Source organism: Bradyrhizobium acaciae (genome assembly GCF_020889785.1).
Classification (GTDB): Bacteria; Pseudomonadota; Alphaproteobacteria; order Rhizobiales; family Xanthobacteraceae; genus Bradyrhizobium; species Bradyrhizobium acaciae.
In genome coordinates this window covers 1-17,424 of sequence record NZ_JACMYK010000039.1, presented here as the reverse complement: position 1 = coordinate 17,424, position 17,424 = coordinate 1, and the positions used below count along the sequence as shown (strand labels likewise).

Here is a 17,424-nt window from a genome sequence, read left to right as displayed (position 1 = left end):
AGGAGCGAAGCGACGAAGCAATCCATCTCGCCGCCTATGAGGACAGATGGATTGCTTCGCTGCGCTCCCAATGACGGGAGTGAGAAGCAGTTCCGCTACGCCACCAGCGCCGTCGCGACGCGCTGTGCCTTCAGCAGGCTGATGACCTCGGCGTTCGGGCGGGCGCGGCTGAACAGGAAACCCTGGCCCTCGTGGCAGCCTTCGGCGCGCAGGCAGCTCAGCTCGGCTTCAGTCTCGACGCCCTCGGCGGTGATGGTGACGCCAAGCCCCATGCCGAGGCTGACGATCGAACGCACGATCGCCTGCGCGTCCGGGTTCGCATCGAGGTCGCGCACGAAGGACTGGTCTATCTTGATCTTGTCGAACGGGAAGCTGCGCAGGTAACTGAGGCTCGAATAGCCGGTGCCGAAATCGTCCATCGACATCCGCACCCCGAGCGCGCGCAGCGCATGCAGCGTCGCCAGCACCTGGCTGCTCTTCTCGAGCAGCAGCGTCTCGGTGATTTCGAGCTCGAGCCGCCGCGCCGGCAGGCCGGATTGCCGCAGCGCGTCGGTGACCAGCGCCAGCAGATTGCCGGTGCGGAACTGCAGCGGCGACAGATTGACCGCGACGCGCACGTCGTCAGGCCATTGCGCCGCGTCCATGCAGGCACGGCGCAGCATCAAGCTGCCCAGCGGATTGATCAGGCCGGTCTCCTCGGCAACCGGAATGAACTCGCCCGGCGAGATCATGCCGCGCTCCGGATGCGGCCAGCGCACCAGCGCCTCGAGGCCGGTGATGCGGCCGGTCGCAAGATCGACCAGCGGCTGGTAATAGGGCCGCAGGCCTTCGTTCTGGATCGCATCGCGCAGATCGATCTCGATCTTGCGGCGGCTCTGCGCGCGCGCGTCCATCTCCGCCTCGAAGAAGGAGAAGGTGCCGCGGAACTCGCTCTTGGCGCGCGACAACGCCATGTCGGCGCTCTTCAAGAGCTTTTCCGAATCCTCGCCGTCGCCGGGCGACATCGCGATCCCGATGCTGGCGCCGATCACCACCGAATGTCCCTCGAGCAGATAGGGCTCACCGATCGCATCCAGGATCCGCCGCGCCAGCAGCACGGCGTCCTCGGGCCGCATCACGCCGCCCTGCACGATGGTGAATTCATCGGAGTTGAGGCGGGCCAGCGCGTCGTCATCGCGCAGCGTCGAGCGCAGGCGCTTGGCGACGGCGCGCAGCAATTTGTCGCCGATGCCGTGACCGAGCGTGTCGTTGACCGCCTTGAAATTATCGAGCCCGAGCATCAGCACCGCGACCTTGTCGGTCGAGCGGCGGGTGTGCTGCAGCATCTCGTCCATCTGCTGGCGCAGCAGGTTGCGGTTCGGCAGCCCGGTCAGGCTGTCGTGCTGGGCCATGAAGGCGAGCCGCGCCTCGGCGCGCTTGCGCTCGGTGATGTCCATCAGCGCGAGCAGCATCGCCGGCTGGTCGCCATGCATCAACTGGCGCGAATAGATCGCAAGGTCGATCAGCGTGCCGTCCGCGCGCACATGCTTCCAGGTCCGCGCCGCCTGCTCGTCGCTGGTGCGGCCGGCCGCCCACGGCAGCTCGGCATCGAACGCCTGCAGGCTCCTGATCGTCATCCGCTCGAATTCGGCACGGACGTAGCCATAATGCGCGATCGCGGCGTCGTTGACCGCGAGGATGCGCTCGCCGTCGAGCGCGCACAGGATCATCGGCACCGGATTGCCGTCGAACAGCAAACGGAACGACGCCTCGCGCTGCTTCAGCTCGGTGATGTCGACGCGCAGGCCGACGATGCCGCCATCCGAGGTCAGCCGCTCCTCGATCAGCACCACGCGGCCGTCGGCCAGCACCTGCTCGTGCCGCTCGCCCGGCTGGTACATCTTCTGGAGCCGCTCGGCGATCCATTGCTCCTCGCGCCCGGCGGCCTCGGGATAATCGCCGCGCGCGACGCCGATGCGGATGGTGTCTTCCAGGCGCGCACCGTGCTCGAACAGATCGGAGCTGCGCTTGTAGATTTCCGAGTATTTCCTGTTCCAGAGGGTGTAACGGCCCTCGGGATCCAGGAACACGATGCCTTGCGGGAGAATGTCGATCGCCTCACGCAGCCGCGCATTCGACTTGCGGGCCTCGGCGATCGCGGCCTCGGCCTGCGCGCGCTGGCGCACCAGTTCGCCGATCTCGACGCCGGGGCGGCGCGACCGGCTGGATACTTTCGGCATCGGCTTGGGCCGCCGGCCCCGAGGATGGGACAGTTTGGCCTGCTTCGGTTTCTTGATCTTCTTTGGCCGCATCATCGGTATCGCACGCCCCACGCGCATTCCAGTTCGGCGATATATCTGCGATAAGTGTCTGAAAAATTGGTATCTCTTGGCGAATAGCTGCGCTGTTTGAGACATCCCGGCATGCCTGCTTTGCAGGCGCGTCCACGCCGAACACCGGTGGCCTGCCATCCGCAGGCGGCCCCACAGCGCAGATTTGCAGCATGGGAGCGCCGGAGCGTGGTGAAGGAAGGGTAAATCGGCGCGCGACTGCACATTGGACGCGCCGAAAGCACTTCCAGCGCATCAATGTTGGCCAGCGTGTGACAGGGTTATCGCGGGGTTAAGGCGCGACCGGCTCGCCTCGTCTTGCAGCTAATTGGTGATCTCGATCCGCGTGCCGCCGCGGCCATTGCGCTCGACCAGCCCATAGAGCTGTGCTGCGTGCGAGGGATTGAGCCGCACGCAACCATGCGAGGCCGGGCCGCCAAGACGGGTGAGTTCATAGGTGCCATGGATGGCAAAGCCGCCATGGAAGAAGATCGCGTAGGGCATCGGCGAGTTGTAGTACTTCTTCGAATACCAGCGGCGCGCCAGCATCTGCGGGCGGAACACTCCACTCGGCGTGCCATAGCCGCGCCGGCCGGTCGACACCGGCCAATTGTAGCGTCTCGCGCCGTCGACGCTGACCGCCATGCGCTGGGATGATTTATCGATGTGAACCACGATGTCGGCTCGCGCCGGAGACAGCGCCAATGTCGACGCCGCGATCGCGGCGGCAAACGCCAACCGTACGCAACATACGCTCGTCATAATAATGCCTACCCTGAAATTATTGCGCGCATGATGTCGCCTGCAACGCGCGCCTGTAAAGTGGCGTGGATCACATGGCAGCCCGGAAACCGCGGGTCATCTCGATCCGCCCTGTGGGCGATCAAGCGAATGGGATGAAGCCGCGGTCCGCCCGCTCCGAATCCATGCTAGCCTTGCGCAGACAGAGTGATCCGAATGACATCCCGCCTGCGTCTGATCCCGCTCCTGATGATCTCCGTCCTCGCCGCCTGCACCATCTCCGCGCGGGCGCAGGACAAGGGCTCGCTCAATCCGCAACCATTGCCGCCGCTCGCCAACCCTAACGATCCAACAATCGGGGCGAAGCAACTGTTCGCGCGCAAGGTGTTGCCGGCGGCGATGCCGACGCAATCGATCGGCGGCTACACCAAGGGCTGTCTCGCCGGCGCCGCGCAGATGCCGTTCGACGGCGCCACCTGGCAGGTGATGCGCCTGTCGCGCAACCGCTACTGGGGTCACCCCGCCATGATCGCGCTGTTGAAGCGGCTTGCCGCGAACGCGCACAAGGACGCCGGCTGGCCCGGCATCCTGGTCGGCGATATCGGCCAGCCGCGCGGCGGCCCCGCGCTGTCAGGTCATGCCAGCCACCAGATCGGGCTCGACGCCGACATCTGGCTGACGCCGATGCCCGATCGCAAATTGTCGCATGAGGATCGCGAGGAGATGTCGGCGGTGATGATGGTGCGCGACGACCGGCTCGATGTCGATCCGCGCGTCTTCACGCCCAGCCATGTGCTGGTGATCCGCGACGCGGCGCGGGAGCCGGCGGTGCAGCGCATCTTCGTCAATCCGGCGATCAAGAAGGCGCTGTGCCGCGAGGCCAAGGGCGACCGCGGCTGGTTGTCGAAGATCCGGCCGTGGTGGGGCCACGACTATCACTTCCACATCCGGATGCGTTGTCCGTCCGGCAGCCCGGCATGCGAGGGACAGAAGCAGCAAGCGGAGGGCGAAGGCTGCAAGCCGTCCGATCTCGCGTTCTGGTTCAAGGATTCGGTGCTGCATCCGAAGCCTCCGGCGAAGCCGCCGAAGCCGCGGCCGCCGATGACGCTGGCGCAGATGCCGGCCCCCTGCAGGACGGTGCTCAACGCACCCGACGCCAAGCAATAGCATCCATGCAATAACATCTTTGTCAGGCGGCTATGCCGGCCGGCTTGAACTGCGTTATGATCGCGCGTCGTCGCGCCGTAAGCGCGTTCGAGCGATGGATCGGGGCCTCTGATCTATTTCATCCGTCACAATTGCATTGGATCAGTCATGCGCAAATCGCTCCTCGCCGCATCGCTCCTGCTCGTCGCAGTTCCCGCATTCGCGGCGGAAGAACCGAGCGGCTGCGACAAGTTCAAATGGTCGATCGACCGCGCACGCGCCGCACTCACTGCGCCCGATCTCGCCAAGCTCGCCTCGGGCAGCGAGCAGACCGCATTGCCGTCGACCGCCATCACGCTGGCGCTGGTGGCCCCCGCCGATGCCAAATTGCCCTCGCCGCCGGAGCGCGCGCCGAAGGACGGCTCCTTCGCCGGCTTCGCCAGCTTCAAGGCCGCACCGAAGGCCGGCCTCTATACTGTCAGCCTCTCGGCCGGCGCCTGGGTCGACCTGGTGCAGGACGGGCATTTCCTGAAGCCGAAGGCGTTCAGCGGCGCGACCGATTGCGACGGCATCCGCAAGACCATGAAATTTGACCTCGCCGCCAGCCCGTTCGTGCTGCAGGTGACCGGCGCCAGGGAAAATTCGCTGTCGATCGCGATCCAGCCGTCCGATCAATAGGACGGCCTTTAGACAAGTAAGTCCCAGCCTGCTATGTTTGCAGTGCGATATCCCTGAGGACCGTAAGTCCTTCGGGGACCCGCGGAGCAGCGCTTCCGTCCGTCGCACCCAGACCCCACCAACGCCTGATTTGCGCGTGCCGTTCGCGCGCGAACGCGTACGGAGCGCTTTCCATGTCACGACTTTCGATTTCAAGGCTTACCGGACTTTTCACCGCCCTCGTCATCCTGCTCGGCGCGATTCATTCGCCGGCGCGAGCCGAGGACAAGGCGCTCACCGTGTTCGCCGCGGCCTCGATGAAGAACGCGCTCGACGAGATCGACGCGGCCTATACCGCCAAGACCGGCATCAAGATCAGCGCCAGCTATGCCGCGAGCTCGGCATTGGCAAGGCAGATCGAGCAGGGCGCGCCGGCCGACGTGTTCGTCTCCGCCGACACCGACTGGATGGACTATGCGATCAAGCAGAAGAACATCAATGAGCCGACGCGGGTGAACCTGCTCGGCAACTCGATCGTGCTGATCGCGCCGAAGGATTCCAGGATCGACAACGTCAACATCGAACCGGGCTTCGATCTCGCCAAGCTCACCGGTGACGGCAAGATCGCAACCGGCGACGTCAAGGCGGTGCCGGTCGGCAAATACGCCAAGGCCGCGCTCGAGAAGCTCGGTGCCTGGCAGGCGGCGGAGCCGAAATTCGCGATGGCCGAGAGCGTGCGCGCGGCGCTGACACTGGTGGCACGCGGCGAAGCCGTGCTCGGCATCGTCTATTCGACCGACGCCAAGGTCGAGCCGGGCGTCAAGATCGTCGGCACCTTCCCTGCCGACACCCATCCGGCGATCATCTATCCGGTTGCGGCGACGACGACCGCGAAGCCCGAGACCACCGACTACCTCGCCTTCCTGCGCTCGTCCGCTGCGAAGACGATCCTCGAGAAGTACGGCTTCAAGTTCCTGATCAGCCCGACGACCTGATGTTCGAGATCTCGCCGACCGAATGGACGGCGATCCTGCTGTCGCTGCGGGTCGCCGTCATCGCAACGCTGGTGGCGACCCCGTTCGGGATCGCGCTCGCCTGGCTGCTGGCGCGGCGCGACTTCTGGGGCAAGTCGCTGCTGGATGCCGCCGTGCATCTGCCGCTGGTGCTGCCGCCTGTCGTCACCGGCTATCTGCTGCTGCTGACCTTCGGCAAGCGCGGCTTGGTCGGCGGCTGGCTGGCCGACCATCTCGGCATCGTGTTCGCATTCCGCTGGACCGGCGCCGCACTCGCTTGCGGCGTGATGTCGTTTCCGCTGCTGGTGCGCCCGATCCGGCTCTCGATCGAGGCCGTCGACCGCCGCCTCGAACAGGCGGCCGAGACGCTCGGCGCCGCGCCCTGGCGGGTATTCGCAACGGTGACGCTGCCGCTGGCGCTGCCCGGCGTGCTGGCCGGCATGGTGCTCGGCTTCGCCAAGGCGATCGGCGAATTCGGCGCGACCATCACCTTCGTCTCCAACATTCCCGGCGAGACCCAGACGATTTCGTCGGCGATCTATTCGCTGATCCAGACACCCGACGGCGATATCGCCGCGGCGCGGCTCGTGATCATCTCGGTCGTGCTGGCGGTCGGCGCGCTGATCGCGGCCGAGGTGTTCGCGCGCCGCGCCACCGCGCGCCTGCACGGGCAATAACGATGCTGCGCGTCGACATCCAAAAGCAGCTCGGAGAGTTCGCGCTCGCGGCGTCGTTCACCAGCGAGGGCCGCGTCACCGGCCTGTTCGGTGCGTCCGGCTCGGGCAAGACGTCGCTGATCAACACCATCGCGGGACTGGTGCGTCCGGATCGCGGGACCATCGTGATCGACGGCGAGACGGTGGATGATACCGCGGCCGGCATCCACGTCCCGACCTGGCGCCGCCGCATCGGCTACGTCTTCCAGGACGCGCGGCTGTTTCCGCATCTCGATATCAGGCAGAACCTCGATTACGGCCGCCGCATGAACGGCCTCGCTCAGGATCCCGCGCAGCACAAGCGCGTCGTCGACCTGCTCGACATCGGCGCCCTGCTCGACCGCCGCCCGGGAAAGCTCTCCGGGGGCGAGCGCCAGCGCGTCGCGCTCGGCCGGGCGTTGCTGTCCAAGCCTCGGCTGTTGCTGTTGGACGAGCCGCTCGGTGCACTCGACGAAAGCCGCAAGCTCGAGATCCTGCCTTATCTGGTCCGGCTGCGCGACGAGGCCGGCGTCCCCATGGTCTATGTCAGCCACGACGCGGCCGAGCTGCGCCAGCTCGCCACCCAGATCGTGATGCTGCGCAGCGGCCAGGTCACCGCGTTCGGCGGTGTTAAGGTGTTGACGGGAGGCACATAGCTGGCTGCTTTTCCGAAAGTCGGCATAAGATAGCCCATCTTACCTGCTAGGCCTGCGTCGGGACGACCGATCGGGCGTGAGGAAAGGTGGATCGTGCGACTGACTGGCTGGGTATTGCTGCTGATCGGCGGACTGCTGTGCGCCACGATTTCGTGGGCGGCACTCGGCTTCCTGCTGATGGGCATCGGCCTGATCTCGCTCCAGGTCGCCGAGCGACGGCGCCGCCAGACGGATGGCACCTCCGGATTTACCCCTCCGCGCCTCAGCGCCGGGCTGCAGCCGCCGACCCTCGACCCGGGCCAGGATACAGGGCCCCAGCGTCAGCCTCGCCGGGTGGCCTGGCCCGACAAGAAAACGGACGCGCCCTACGACCGGGAGCCCTACGACCGGGAGATTTGGCGCCGGCTGGTCGAAAGCGACCCCGATCTCGCCCGGCTCGCCAGCGTGCTGGCCGATTACGGCCCGCAATATGTCGACGAGCTGGCGGCGAGCTACCTCGCCGCTCCCGACAAGAGCCGCCTTGGCGCGATCGTCGAGGGCATCATCGCCCGTGCCCGGGACGGTCAGCCCGTCTCGCCGCCTGCTCCGCCGGAAGGATCGCGGCCACCGCCGCCCCGGCCGGAGCCAAAGCAGGTGGCCGCCCCTCCAGCCAAGCCGGCAACTCCGCCGAGCAATCCCGCCGATGCACTGGAAGCGTCCCTGCTCGCCACGGTCGAGGAGGCGTCCGCCAGGATCGCCGCCGAACGCGCGGGTCTCTTCAAGCCTGCCAGGGAGCCTAACAAGGAGCCTGGCAAGGCAACCGATGGCCGGCCGTCGCCGGCGAGCCAGCGCGAACCGCTGTTCGGTCGCGCACCCCGGAACGCGAAGCCGGACGGGCCACCGCCAGCGGTGTCGGCCGTTCCACCGCCGATGCCGGCTGCACCGCCGCCAATGCCGCCTGAAACTCCCGCTGACCTCGAAGCATCGCTGATCGCCGCCGTCAGCGAGGCCTCCGCCAGACGGGCGGACTTAGCCAAGCCTCCGCAGATGCCGGAGCCGACGCCGCCGCCGGCGAAGCCCGAGCCCGAGATCCGCACCGTCGCACCCATCCTGCCGGAGCCCGTTTCGCCGCCACCGACGCCGCCTGCCACAGCGCCCCTTGCGAAGACGCCGCCTGCGAAGACAGCGGCCGATAATCTTGATGAGACGCTGCTCGCGGCGCTGGCCGAGATTTCCGGCCAGAAGATCAAGGACGAGCCGAAGCCCGACGCTGCGTCCAAGGGCCCGCCCGCCGACGACGGCCTGTCCGACATGATCAAGAAGTTCGCCCCGGATTCGACCTTCCTGCGCAAGCAGTGAAGCCGCGGCTCAGACGCCGGCGACCGACGCCCAGATATCGGAGAGCTTGCGCCGGACGGCCTGCATCCGCGTCTGCGGCACGACCTTATCCTCTTCCTCCGGCAGGCGCAGGCCGACGACATTGACGCGGCCGCCGCTGATGCTGCGCGCGACCAGCACGATTTCGTCGAGCGCGAGCTCAGCGCCTTCCTTCGGCGCACGGTCGAGATTGATGTCGAAATAGTCCGCGAGCGTCAGCTTTGCCTGATGCTCATCGACCTTGACGCCGTAGATCTCGGCGAGCTCGCCCAGCGTATGCTCGGCCGAGACCATGAAGTCGCCGAGCAGATGCGGGTCGGGCGCGCTCGACGGCGCCATGTCGACGAAGAAGCGATCGAGTGCCTCGGCGCGCTCGGGCGGCGCCAACAGATAGATGTAGTCGCCGGGCGCGACCGGATCGGCCTCGACCGGCGTCAGGATCCGCTCGTCGCGGATCACCAGCGTCGGCTTCGACCAGGACGGGATCAGCCCGCGGCGGAAATACAGGCTCTTCGGCCGCACCGGGTAGCCGACCAACTGCTGCTCGAGCTGGCCGGGCAGGTCCAGCTCGACGCGGCGCGGGCCGCGTTCGGCGCGCGGCAGCGCGACATGCAGCTTCCGCGCCGCCGGCGCCAACGTCCAGCCCTGCAACAGCAGCGAGATGATGACGACCACGAAGGCGACGTCGAAATAGAGATAGGCCTTCGACAGGCCGACCAGCATCGGGATCGAGGCGAGGAAGATCGCGACCGCGCCGCGCAGGCCGGTCCAGGCGATGAATACCTTCTCCCGCCAGTTGAACTTGAACGGCGCGAGGCAGATCAGCACCGCCAGCGGCCGCGCCACCAGCATCAGCGCGAACGCCACCAGCACCGCGCCGCCGGCGCTGGAGAGCAGCCGATGCGGCGACACCAGGAGGCCGAGCAGCACGAACATCACGATCTGCGCCAGCCAGGTCGCGGCGTCGAGGAACGTCACCACCGAATTATGCGCGCGGGTCGGCCGGTTGCCGATGATGATACCGGCGAGATAGACCGCGAGGAATCCCGAGGCGTGCACCATCTGCGAGCCGCCGAAGATCACCAGCGCCGCCGTGGTGACGAACGGCGCGTGCAGGCCTTGCGGCAGCGCCACGTAGTTCAGCGCGATCACCACCAGCCGGCCGCCGATCACCCCGATGATGCCGCCGAGCACCGCCTCCTGGATGAACTCCAGCGCGATGTGCGAGGCCGAGCTCTGGCCGATCGAGATGAACTCGACCAGCATCAAGGTGAGGAAGATCGCGAACGGATCGTTGGTGCCGGATTCCGCCTCCAGCGTGGCGCCGACGCGCGGGCGCAGGCGCAGGCCCTGGGTATGCACCAGCAGGAACACCGCCGCGGCGTCGGTCGAGGCCACGACGGCGCCGACCAGCAGCGATTCGGTCCAGTTGAGATCGAGCACATAGCGGGCGACCGGCGCCGTGATCAGCGCGGTCAACAGCACGCCGGCGGTCGCCAGCATCATCGAGGGCGCCAGCACGGTGCGGATGCTGGCAAACCGCGTCTTCAATCCGCCGTCGAACAGGATCAGCGCCAGCGCCACCGAGCCGACCAGATAGGTGGTGCGGACATCGTCGAACTGAAGATGGCCTGGCCCGGCGTCGCCCGCCAGCATGCCGACCAGCAAGAACACCAGCAGCAAGGGGGCGCCGAACCGCAACGCCAGCAGGCTGGACAGGATGCCGGCCATCACCAGCACCGCACCGAGCAGGATCGCTATACTGACGGAGTCGAGGGATGCCATGCGCCTTTGGAGGTCTCAAGGACTTGGGAGGTCTCAAATACTTGCAATTGCATCCTTATCGTCGCCACACTGGGACGCCAACCAATTTCTGAGATGAGCGGCAATGTGCCCGGTCCCGTGAGCCACAATGTCTCTGACGCGTGATCCACTCAGCGTCATTCCGGGGCTCGCGAAGCGAGAACCTCGGGTGCGCAATTGCGCACCGGGGAATCTCGATCCACAACTTCTGGATTCCCCGATGCGCGATTGCGCATCTGAGGTTCGCGACTTCGTCGCGCCCCGGAATGACGGAATGGGCTGTCAGGGACACAACACTAGGTGGCCTCGACACTGTGGTGTATCGATGGTCGCGAGCGCGCCAATGTGGGATTCTCCGCGCATCTTCGAATCACATTTGCCTGACCCGCGCTTCAAGTTGAGATTTTGCCGATGGACATGAGCTGGAAGGACGTCCTGGAATCGATCCAGTTGGCAGCGCGCTCGGTCGGGGCCGAGGTCGCGTCGCCCTGGTTCTATCTGCAGTTCGGCATCATCCTCGCCGCCGCGGGCCTCGCCTACGCCGCCGATACCGCCATTCATGCGCGGGTCAACATGTCGACGCTGGCGAGCCGCTGGCCGCTGCCGCTCCGGCACTTTGCCCGCGTGATGGTGACGAGCGCCTCCACCGCGGTGTTCGCGGTGCTGATGGTGATCTCGCGCATCGTGATGTGGCACGCGACCTGGCCGAGCCGCAGCTATCTGATCGCGGTCTCGGCCAAGCTGGCGCTGGCCTGGCTGGTGATCCGGCTCGTAACCTCGGTGATCGACAACGCCTTCATCGTCAAGCTGGTCTCGATCGCGGCCTGGGTGGTCGCCGCCCTCAGCATCATCGGCCAGCTCGACTGGGCCGCCGACACGCTGGATTCGTTCGCCGTCGTCATGGGCGGTCTGCGGCTGACGCCGCTGCTGCTGATCAAGGCCGGCGCGGTGCTGATCCTGGCGCTGTGGCTGAGCAATATCGCCAGCAATTTCATCGACGGCCAGATCACCCGCTCGACCGACCTGACACCGTCGATCCAGGTGCTGCTGGTCAAGATCATCCGCATCGGCCTGATGGTGGTCGCGGTCGCCATTGCCTTGAGCGCGGTCGGGATCAACCTCTCGGCGCTGGCGGTGCTGTCCGGCGCCGTCGGCGTCGGCATCGGTTTCGGCCTGCAGAAGATCGTCGCCAACTTCATCTCGGGCATCATTCTGCTGGTCGACAAATCGGTGAAGCCGGGCGACCTCGTCACCATCGGCGACAGCCAGGGCCGCATCAGCGCGATGAAGACCCGCTACATCTCGGTCGCCGCCGGCGACGGCCGCGAGTTCCTGATCCCGAACGAGGATCTGGTGACGCAGAAGGTCACCAACTGGACCTACACCGACAAGAATACGCTGGTGAAGATCGCTTTCGCCGCCAATTACGACGCCGATCCGAGGCTGGTCTGCAAGCTCGCGATCGATACCGCTACGGCCCACGCCCGCGCGCTCAAGGGCAAGCCGCCGAACTGCATCCTGACCGAATTCGCCGAGCTCGGCATGAAGTTCTCGCTGACCTTCTGGATCGCCGATCCTGACGGCATGGACGGTGTGAAGAGCGACGTCATGCTGTCGCTGTGGGATGCCTTCAAGCACCAGGGCATCAAGGTGCCCTATCCGGTGCGGGAACTCCGAATCCGCGGCGGCGCGCTGCCGGTCGAGAGCGTGGTCGAGGTCTCCAGCTAGCGCTTTCGACACAGCTTTTTCGGACCGGCGGCCGCCGCAGTTCCGGTTTTGGCCGGAAATCAGACCGTTTGGACATTGTCCCCATGCCCAAGCTTGGCTTGCACCAAGCGCGCCAATCATTAAATTAGGGCCTGAAATCAGCCCTTTGCCCGCAGAAACATCCCGCCCATGAGCTATATCGACGCCACCGACACCTCGCTTCGCAAGACCGGCCAGATCAAGCTGCACGGTCCGAGCGGCTTTGCCGGCATGCGCAAGGCAGGCGCCCTGGTGTCGAAATGCCTCGACGCGCTCACCGACATCGTCAAGCCGGGCGTCCCGACCTCCGTCATCGACGAGTTCGTCCGCAAGTTCGCCTTCGACCACGGCGCCTATCCGGCGACGCTGATGTATCGCGGCTATCGCTACTCGACCTGCACCTCGATCAATCACGTGGTCTGCCACGGCATGCCGGGCGACCGTCCGCTGAAGGAAGGCGACATCGTCAATGTCGACGTCACCTTCATCGTCGACGGCTGGTACGGCGACTCCAGCCGCATGTATGCGATCGGCGCCATCGCGCGAAAGGCCGAGCGGCTGATCGAAGTGACCTATGAGGCGATGATGCGCGGCATTGCGGCGGTCAAGCCCGGCGCCACGACGGGCGATATCGGCCACGCCATCCAGAGCTTCGTCGAGCCGCAGGGCCTGAGCGTGGTGCGCGACTTCTGCGGCCACGGCCTCGGCCGCCTGTTCCACGACGAGCCGAACATCATCCATATCGGCCGCCCCGGCGAAGGCGCGCCGCTGAAGCCCGGCATGTTCTTCACCATCGAGCCGATGATCAACCTCGGCAAGCCGCATGTGAAGATCCTGTCCGACGGCTGGACCGCGGTGACCCGCGACCGTTCGCTGTCGGCGCAGTTCGAGCACTCGGTCGGCGTCACCGCCGACGGCGTCGAGATCTTCACGCTGTCGGAGCGCCATGGCGAAAAGCCGTGGGTGCAGGTGTAAGCGGGCCTCAGCGCTGGAGCATGATCCGGAAAAGTGCGAAGCGGTTTTCCGAAAAGATCATGCTCAAACAAGGAGCTAAAGCGCGATGATGATTCAACCTGATCGCATCGCGCTTTAGGTATCGCCGGATCGACTCTTCTCAGCAGCGGCTCGCTGCACCTCTCGCGCTTGCGGGGAAGGGATCGCAGTCCCGACGCGGACGTTACTCAATCCAACCTTATCGAGCTTTGGCACGTTCAATAATCACTCCGCGTGCGCTCGATGATCTCCTCGGGCGTGTGGTTCTCGCCGATCGACATCGCGCAGATCCGCGACAGATGCAGATAGGACAGCCCGGTCTCCTCCGCCCAGGCGTTGAACTGCGCCTGGACCTTGGCGAGATCGCGCTTCGACTTGACCTCCTCGGCGATATCGAGGCCGGCATCGCGCAGGCAGGCGACCACGTCGCGCGAGGTGACGAAACCGTCCCAGCCGAGGAAGCGCAGCAGCATCTGCCCGGTGTTGCCGCCGAGCCGGCTGCCGCGTTTCGCCAATAGCTCCAGCAATCCGACCTCATCCGACGACGGCCATGCCGCGAGAAACTTGCCGAAACTACCGTGCTCGCGCGCGATCTCCTGCACGAAGCGGCCATTGTCGCGCACCGACATGATCTTGGCGCCGTTGCGCACGATCCTGGCGTCGCTCGTGAGCTTCTCCCAGAACTCATCGGGCTTGAAGGCGAGCTTCGCGGGCGCAAAGCCGAGGAAGGCGTCCTCGAAGCCCGGCCATTTGGCGTCGATCACGCTCCAGGCAAAGCCCGCGCAAAACACGCGTCTGGTCATCTCGGCCAGCACGCGGTCGTCGCCGAGCTTTGCCAGCGCCTTTGCCCCCGCCGGGGGCCGCAGCGGTTTCTCCAGCGCCTTCGGCCCGCCCTTGCGCTTCTCGGCACGGGCGCGGATCACCTTGAACGATGTCACGCCGCCCTCCCCTTCCTCTTCCCGAACTGTTGCGACCAACGGTAATTCGCCCGTCCCATCGTGGCAAACGGGGAAGTTGCGTCGCCTCTTGCAAAACCCGGCAGGCACGGCATGGTTGTGGCCGATGCCCGCCAAACCCGATGCCCACAGCGACGATGCCGACGAGACGCCGCATTATCACGGCCATCGCGAACGGCTGCGCGAGCGCTTCTACACTGCGGGGCCGGACGCGCTGACCGACTATGAGCTCCTGGAGATGGCGTTGTTTGCCGCCATCCCGCGCCGCGACACCAAGCCCTTGGCCAAGGCTCTCTTGAAGAAGTTCGGCTCCTTCGCCGAGGTCGTGCACGCGCCGGTGGCGCGACTGCGCGAGGTCGACGGCGTCAAGGATGCCTCGATCAACCAGATCAAGCTGCTCGCCGCGGCCGCGGGGCGGATCGCCAAAGGCGAGATCAAGCGCAACATCGCGCTGTCGTCCTGGAACGACGTCATCGACTATTGCCGAACCGGCATGGCGTTCGCCGACAAGGAACAGTTCCGACTGCTGTTCCTCGACAAGCGCAACCAGCTGATCGCCGACGAGGTGCAGCAAACCGGCACCGTCGATCACACCCCGGTCTACCCCCGCGAGGTGATCAAGCGCGCGCTGGAATTGTCCGCCACGGCGCTGATCCTGGTGCACAACCACCCCTCCGGCGACCCGACGCCGTCGCAGGCCGACATCCAGATGACGAAGGCGATCGTCGACATCGCAAAGCCGCTAGGGATTGCGGTGCATGATCACATCATCGTCGGCAAGAACGGGCACACCAGCTTCAAGGGGATGCGGCTGATATAGTCTCGTGCGTTGAGACTCGTCCACCACTGCCGATTCCCTCCCACTCCGAAGCGCCTCCACGGAGACGATGATGTCGAACGGCCCGAGCGCGGTTCTCTCTTCCGACGAGATCGGTGCGATCGCACGTGACGCCGTTGCAGAGGGACAGGCGGGCCACACCGAGGCGGCATCGCAAAAGATCCAACCGTTGCGGATGGCCCAGCGCCATCAGGCCGAAGCGGCGATGGCACTGCTGTGGATCGTCGACCGGCGAAGCGTTGCGAGGGAAGAGGCTGCCGACCTCCTTGCAGAGATAGCCGACGCCCACGACCATGACATAGCTATCCTCTCGAGGCTCGGCCTGTGCCTCGAAGCCGTCCGCGACATCGACGATCTGAATGCGCCGCCGCCGGAACATCCGGTATTTCAGACCACGGTCGCAAGGCTGGACCGCCTGGCCAGGCGCTGCGAGGGGCGGCCCGAACAGGAGCAGATCCTGCGCGGGCTCGCCACGGCGGCGCGAATGATGGCGCGCCAGAGCGATGCGATCGCCGAGGACAGTCTTCGGAGGCTGATCGAAATCGATCCGCAAAAGAGCGCACATCATTACAATCTGGGGCTCTTCTACAAGACGCGCGGCAGATTCGCAGAAGGCGTTGCGGCAAACCGGGCCGCCGCAAACCTGTCGCAGGAGGTTGCCGACAGCACCGAATGGAACCTCGGCATCTGCGCCACGGGCGCTCTGGATGCAGAGACCGCCTTGGGCGTGTGGAAGCGCATGGCGCAGAAGATCGAGCCTGGACGCTTTGGGTTGCCGGAGGGTGGATATCCCGCCTGCAAGGTGAGGCTTGCCGCACGGCCGCTCGCTGAGCGGACGGCAGACCGTGACGACCCGGGCGAGGAGGAGACGGTGTGGATCGAACGGTTGTCTCCATGCCACGGCATTGTCCGTAGCGTGCTATACGGCGATCTCGGCGTCGACTATGGCGATGTCATCCTCATGGACGGCGCCCCGATCACGCATCACACCTACGGTGACGAGCAGATCCCGGTCTTCCCTCATCTGGCGACGCTGCTGCGTCGGAACTACCAGTTCTTCGATTTCGCGGGCACGCAGGAGACGGCACGGCAACTGGCCGACCTGAGCGAGGAGCTGGACGGGGATGCCGTCATCTATTCGCACTCGGAGAGCTTCAAGATCATGTGCGCCAATTGCTGGCGCAACCCCGATATCGATCACGCCGACCACGAGACGATGGAGAAGCACGTCGTCACCGGCCGCATTGCCGCGCCACCCGACCTCGCGCCTGCGCGGCTTCTGGATCTGATCGACAAGGCCGTTGAGAGGCGGGGAGCCTGCCAGCTCTATGCACCCGATCTTTGCCTAGCCGCGGGACAGCCGGCGCGCGAGCAGATCGATAGACGCCGGTTCGCTCTCCTGACGAACAACTAGGGACACTCCTGCTCAGCCGAGGATGGTTGCTGACCGTGCCAAATTCTCTCCTCGTTATTCCCCGATGCGCAATTGCGCGTCGGGGAACGACGGCGAAACCACGGCCGCCGACCACTCGATCCCTCCCAAGGCCCCCTCCCCCCGCGACCGCGTCGGCCAATTGACATTCGCCGTCGCCCTGCCAGACTTCGCGGAAAATTAGGGGTGGAGACCTCTGGATGGCCAATCTTTCGGCCTCAAATCACGTCGCCCGTGTCTTATCGGCGGCCCATCAAATGGCCGGCGTCGACACCGAGGCGCGGATTGCCGCGTCGTGGCGGCGCTGCGTGGTCAATCACAACCTCGATCCGGCCCGGCGCGGGCCGCCGCAGACCCTGACCGAAGCCGAGGTCCGGCACATCGCCGAGCCGATGGAGGATCTGATCCAGGTCGCGATCCCGGAGATCGAAGATCTTGCCCGCGTGCTCCACGACAGCGGTTATTGCGTCAACCTCGCCGATCCCAACGCCACCATGCTGGTGAGCCGGCTGCCCGGGGGCGACTACGCGCGGATGTTCCTGGAGTGGAAGATTTACACCGGCTCGAACTTCGCCGAGACCTTTGAGGGCACCAACGGGCTCGGCACCGCGCTCGCCGAGCAGCGGCCGATCATCGTGCATGGCGACGAGCATTTCCGCGAGCAGTGGCACATGTTCACCTGCGCGGTCTCGCCGCTGTTCGACCATGCCGGCCGGCTCGCCGGTGCCGTCAACATCTCCTCCTGCCGCAGCGATCTCGGCCGCAGCGCGCATGAACTGGCGCTGGCCGTCACCACGGAGGCGACGCGGCGGATCGAGCATTCGTTCTTCCGCCGCCGCTATCGTGCTTCCTGGATCGCAACACTGCCCGGCGACGGGCACGGCATGCTCGCCTACGACAACGACCGCCGCGTGGTCGGCGCCTGCCGCAGCGCGCGCGCCGCGTTCGGCTTGACGGATGCGATGATCGACGACGGCATCGACCTTTCGCATCTGATTCAGCTCGACGATCGCGCCACGCGCATGTCGGACGAGCCGGTCACGCTGCGCCGGGCCGACGGCACGCCATGGGGCCGCGGCCACC

General features: G+C 65.9%; 15 protein-coding genes. 11 read left to right on the top strand and 4 right to left on the bottom strand.

Annotated elements, in window-relative coordinates; translation table 11 throughout:
- Positions 1–95: 95 nt before the first annotated feature.
- Complete coding sequence (locus H8A92_RS17465) at positions 96–2,291, bottom strand: putative bifunctional diguanylate cyclase/phosphodiesterase (protein WP_420831333.1); 2,196 nt, start codon at positions 2,289–2,291, stop codon at positions 96–98.
- A 342-nt stretch (positions 2,292–2,633) separates the two neighbouring features.
- Positions 2,634–3,071 (bottom strand): L,D-transpeptidase, encoded by a 438-nt coding sequence (locus tag H8A92_RS17460; RefSeq protein ID WP_229196923.1) that lies wholly within the window; start codon positions 3,069–3,071, stop codon positions 2,634–2,636.
- Positions 3,072–3,266: 195 nt separating this feature from the next.
- On the opposite strand from H8A92_RS17460, the gene mepA reads away from it, so the two are divergent.
- From mepA to H8A92_RS17430, 6 genes are all read left to right on the top strand, one after another.
- A complete protein-coding gene (gene mepA / locus H8A92_RS17455; protein WP_229196922.1) occupies positions 3,267–4,217 on the top strand; it encodes a penicillin-insensitive murein endopeptidase in 951 nt (316 codons plus the stop codon).
- Positions 4,218–4,364: 147 nt separating this feature from the next.
- On the top strand, positions 4,365–4,874 hold the full coding sequence (locus H8A92_RS17450; RefSeq protein ID WP_229196921.1) for a hypothetical protein: 510 nt from the start codon (positions 4,365–4,367) through the stop codon (positions 4,872–4,874).
- Positions 4,875–5,047: 173 nt separating this feature from the next.
- Positions 5,048–5,848: a molybdate ABC transporter substrate-binding protein gene (modA, locus tag H8A92_RS17445; RefSeq protein WP_233285498.1), complete on the top strand. Its 801-nt coding sequence runs from the start codon at positions 5,048–5,050 to the stop codon at positions 5,846–5,848.
- Complete coding sequence (gene modB, locus H8A92_RS17440) at positions 5,848–6,543, top strand: molybdate ABC transporter permease subunit (protein ID WP_229196920.1); 696 nt, start codon at positions 5,848–5,850, stop codon at positions 6,541–6,543. Before modA ends, modB begins: the two co-directional genes overlap by 1 nt.
- A 2-nt stretch (positions 6,544–6,545) precedes the next feature.
- Positions 6,546–7,217: a molybdenum ABC transporter ATP-binding protein gene (gene modC / locus H8A92_RS17435; protein ID WP_229196919.1), complete on the top strand. Its 672-nt coding sequence runs from the start codon at positions 6,546–6,548 to the stop codon at positions 7,215–7,217.
- Positions 7,218–7,310: 93 nt separating this feature from the next.
- Positions 7,311–8,555 (top strand): hypothetical protein, encoded by a 1,245-nt coding sequence (locus H8A92_RS17430; protein ID WP_229196918.1) that lies wholly within the window; start codon positions 7,311–7,313, stop codon positions 8,553–8,555.
- 9 nt (positions 8,556–8,564) lie between these two features.
- Here the strand turns inward: H8A92_RS17430 and H8A92_RS17425 are convergent, their stop codons facing one another.
- A complete protein-coding gene (locus H8A92_RS17425) occupies positions 8,565–10,358 on the bottom strand; it encodes a potassium/proton antiporter (RefSeq protein WP_229196917.1) in 1,794 nt (597 codons plus the stop codon).
- Positions 10,359–10,787: 429 nt separating this feature from the next.
- Between H8A92_RS17425 and H8A92_RS17420 the strand changes: the two genes are divergently transcribed.
- Complete coding sequence (locus H8A92_RS17420; RefSeq protein WP_229196916.1) at positions 10,788–12,104, top strand: mechanosensitive ion channel family protein; 1,317 nt, start codon at positions 10,788–10,790, stop codon at positions 12,102–12,104.
- 168 nt (positions 12,105–12,272) lie between these two features.
- Positions 12,273–13,097 carry a type I methionyl aminopeptidase gene (gene map / locus H8A92_RS17415; RefSeq protein ID WP_163154591.1) on the top strand — a complete coding sequence of 275 codons (825 nt, stop codon included), beginning with the start codon at positions 12,273–12,275 and terminating at the stop codon, positions 13,095–13,097.
- 236 nt (positions 13,098–13,333) lie between these two features.
- On the opposite strand, the gene H8A92_RS17410 is transcribed toward map, so the two are convergent.
- On the bottom strand, positions 13,334–14,053 hold the full coding sequence (locus H8A92_RS17410) for a DNA-3-methyladenine glycosylase I (RefSeq protein WP_229196915.1): 720 nt from the start codon (positions 14,051–14,053) through the stop codon (positions 13,334–13,336).
- Between the two features lie 124 nt (positions 14,054–14,177).
- Here H8A92_RS17410 and radC point away from each other — a divergent pair, with 124 nt between their 5' ends.
- The 3 genes from radC to H8A92_RS17395 all read left to right on the top strand — a co-directional run.
- Positions 14,178–14,891, top strand: a complete 714-nt coding sequence (radC, locus tag H8A92_RS17405; RefSeq protein ID WP_229196914.1) for a RadC family protein — start codon at positions 14,178–14,180, stop codon at positions 14,889–14,891.
- A gap of 70 nt (positions 14,892–14,961) precedes the next feature.
- Positions 14,962–16,323: a prenyltransferase gene (locus H8A92_RS17400; RefSeq protein ID WP_229196913.1), complete on the top strand. Its 1,362-nt coding sequence runs from the start codon at positions 14,962–14,964 to the stop codon at positions 16,321–16,323.
- A 218-nt stretch (positions 16,324–16,541) separates the two neighbouring features.
- On the top strand, positions 16,542–17,424 hold an 883-nt coding region (locus H8A92_RS17395), incomplete at its 3' end, for a GAF domain-containing protein (protein WP_229196912.1).

What these genes read in the sequence shown, in the direction of transcription:
- mepA (WP_229196922.1), top strand. Translation starts at nt 3,267, where the DNA reads ATGACATCCCGCCTGCGTCTGATCCCGCTCCTGATGATCTCCGTCCTC.
- modB (WP_229196920.1), top strand. Translation starts at nt 5,848, where the DNA reads ATGTTCGAGATCTCGCCGACCGAATGGACGGCGATCCTGCTGTCGCTG.
- H8A92_RS17425 (WP_229196917.1), bottom strand. Translation starts at nt 10,358, where the DNA reads ATGGCATCCCTCGACTCCGTCAGTATAGCGATCCTGCTCGGTGCGGTG.
- H8A92_RS17400 (WP_229196913.1), top strand. Translation starts at nt 14,962, where the DNA reads ATGTCGAACGGCCCGAGCGCGGTTCTCTCTTCCGACGAGATCGGTGCG.
- H8A92_RS17420 (WP_229196916.1), top strand. Translation starts at nt 10,788, where the DNA reads ATGGACATGAGCTGGAAGGACGTCCTGGAATCGATCCAGTTGGCAGCG.
- modA (WP_233285498.1), top strand. Translation starts at nt 5,048, where the DNA reads ATGTCACGACTTTCGATTTCAAGGCTTACCGGACTTTTCACCGCCCTC.
- modC (WP_229196919.1), top strand. Translation starts at nt 6,546, where the DNA reads ATGCTGCGCGTCGACATCCAAAAGCAGCTCGGAGAGTTCGCGCTCGCG.
- radC (WP_229196914.1), top strand. Translation starts at nt 14,178, where the DNA reads ATGCCCGCCAAACCCGATGCCCACAGCGACGATGCCGACGAGACGCCG.
- H8A92_RS17460 (WP_229196923.1), bottom strand. Translation starts at nt 3,071, where the DNA reads ATGACGAGCGTATGTTGCGTACGGTTGGCGTTTGCCGCCGCGATCGCG.
- H8A92_RS17450 (WP_229196921.1), top strand. Translation starts at nt 4,365, where the DNA reads ATGCGCAAATCGCTCCTCGCCGCATCGCTCCTGCTCGTCGCAGTTCCC.
- H8A92_RS17465 (WP_420831333.1), bottom strand. Translation starts at nt 2,291, where the DNA reads ATGCGGCCAAAGAAGATCAAGAAACCGAAGCAGGCCAAACTGTCCCAT.
- map (WP_163154591.1), top strand. Translation starts at nt 12,273, where the DNA reads ATGAGCTATATCGACGCCACCGACACCTCGCTTCGCAAGACCGGCCAG.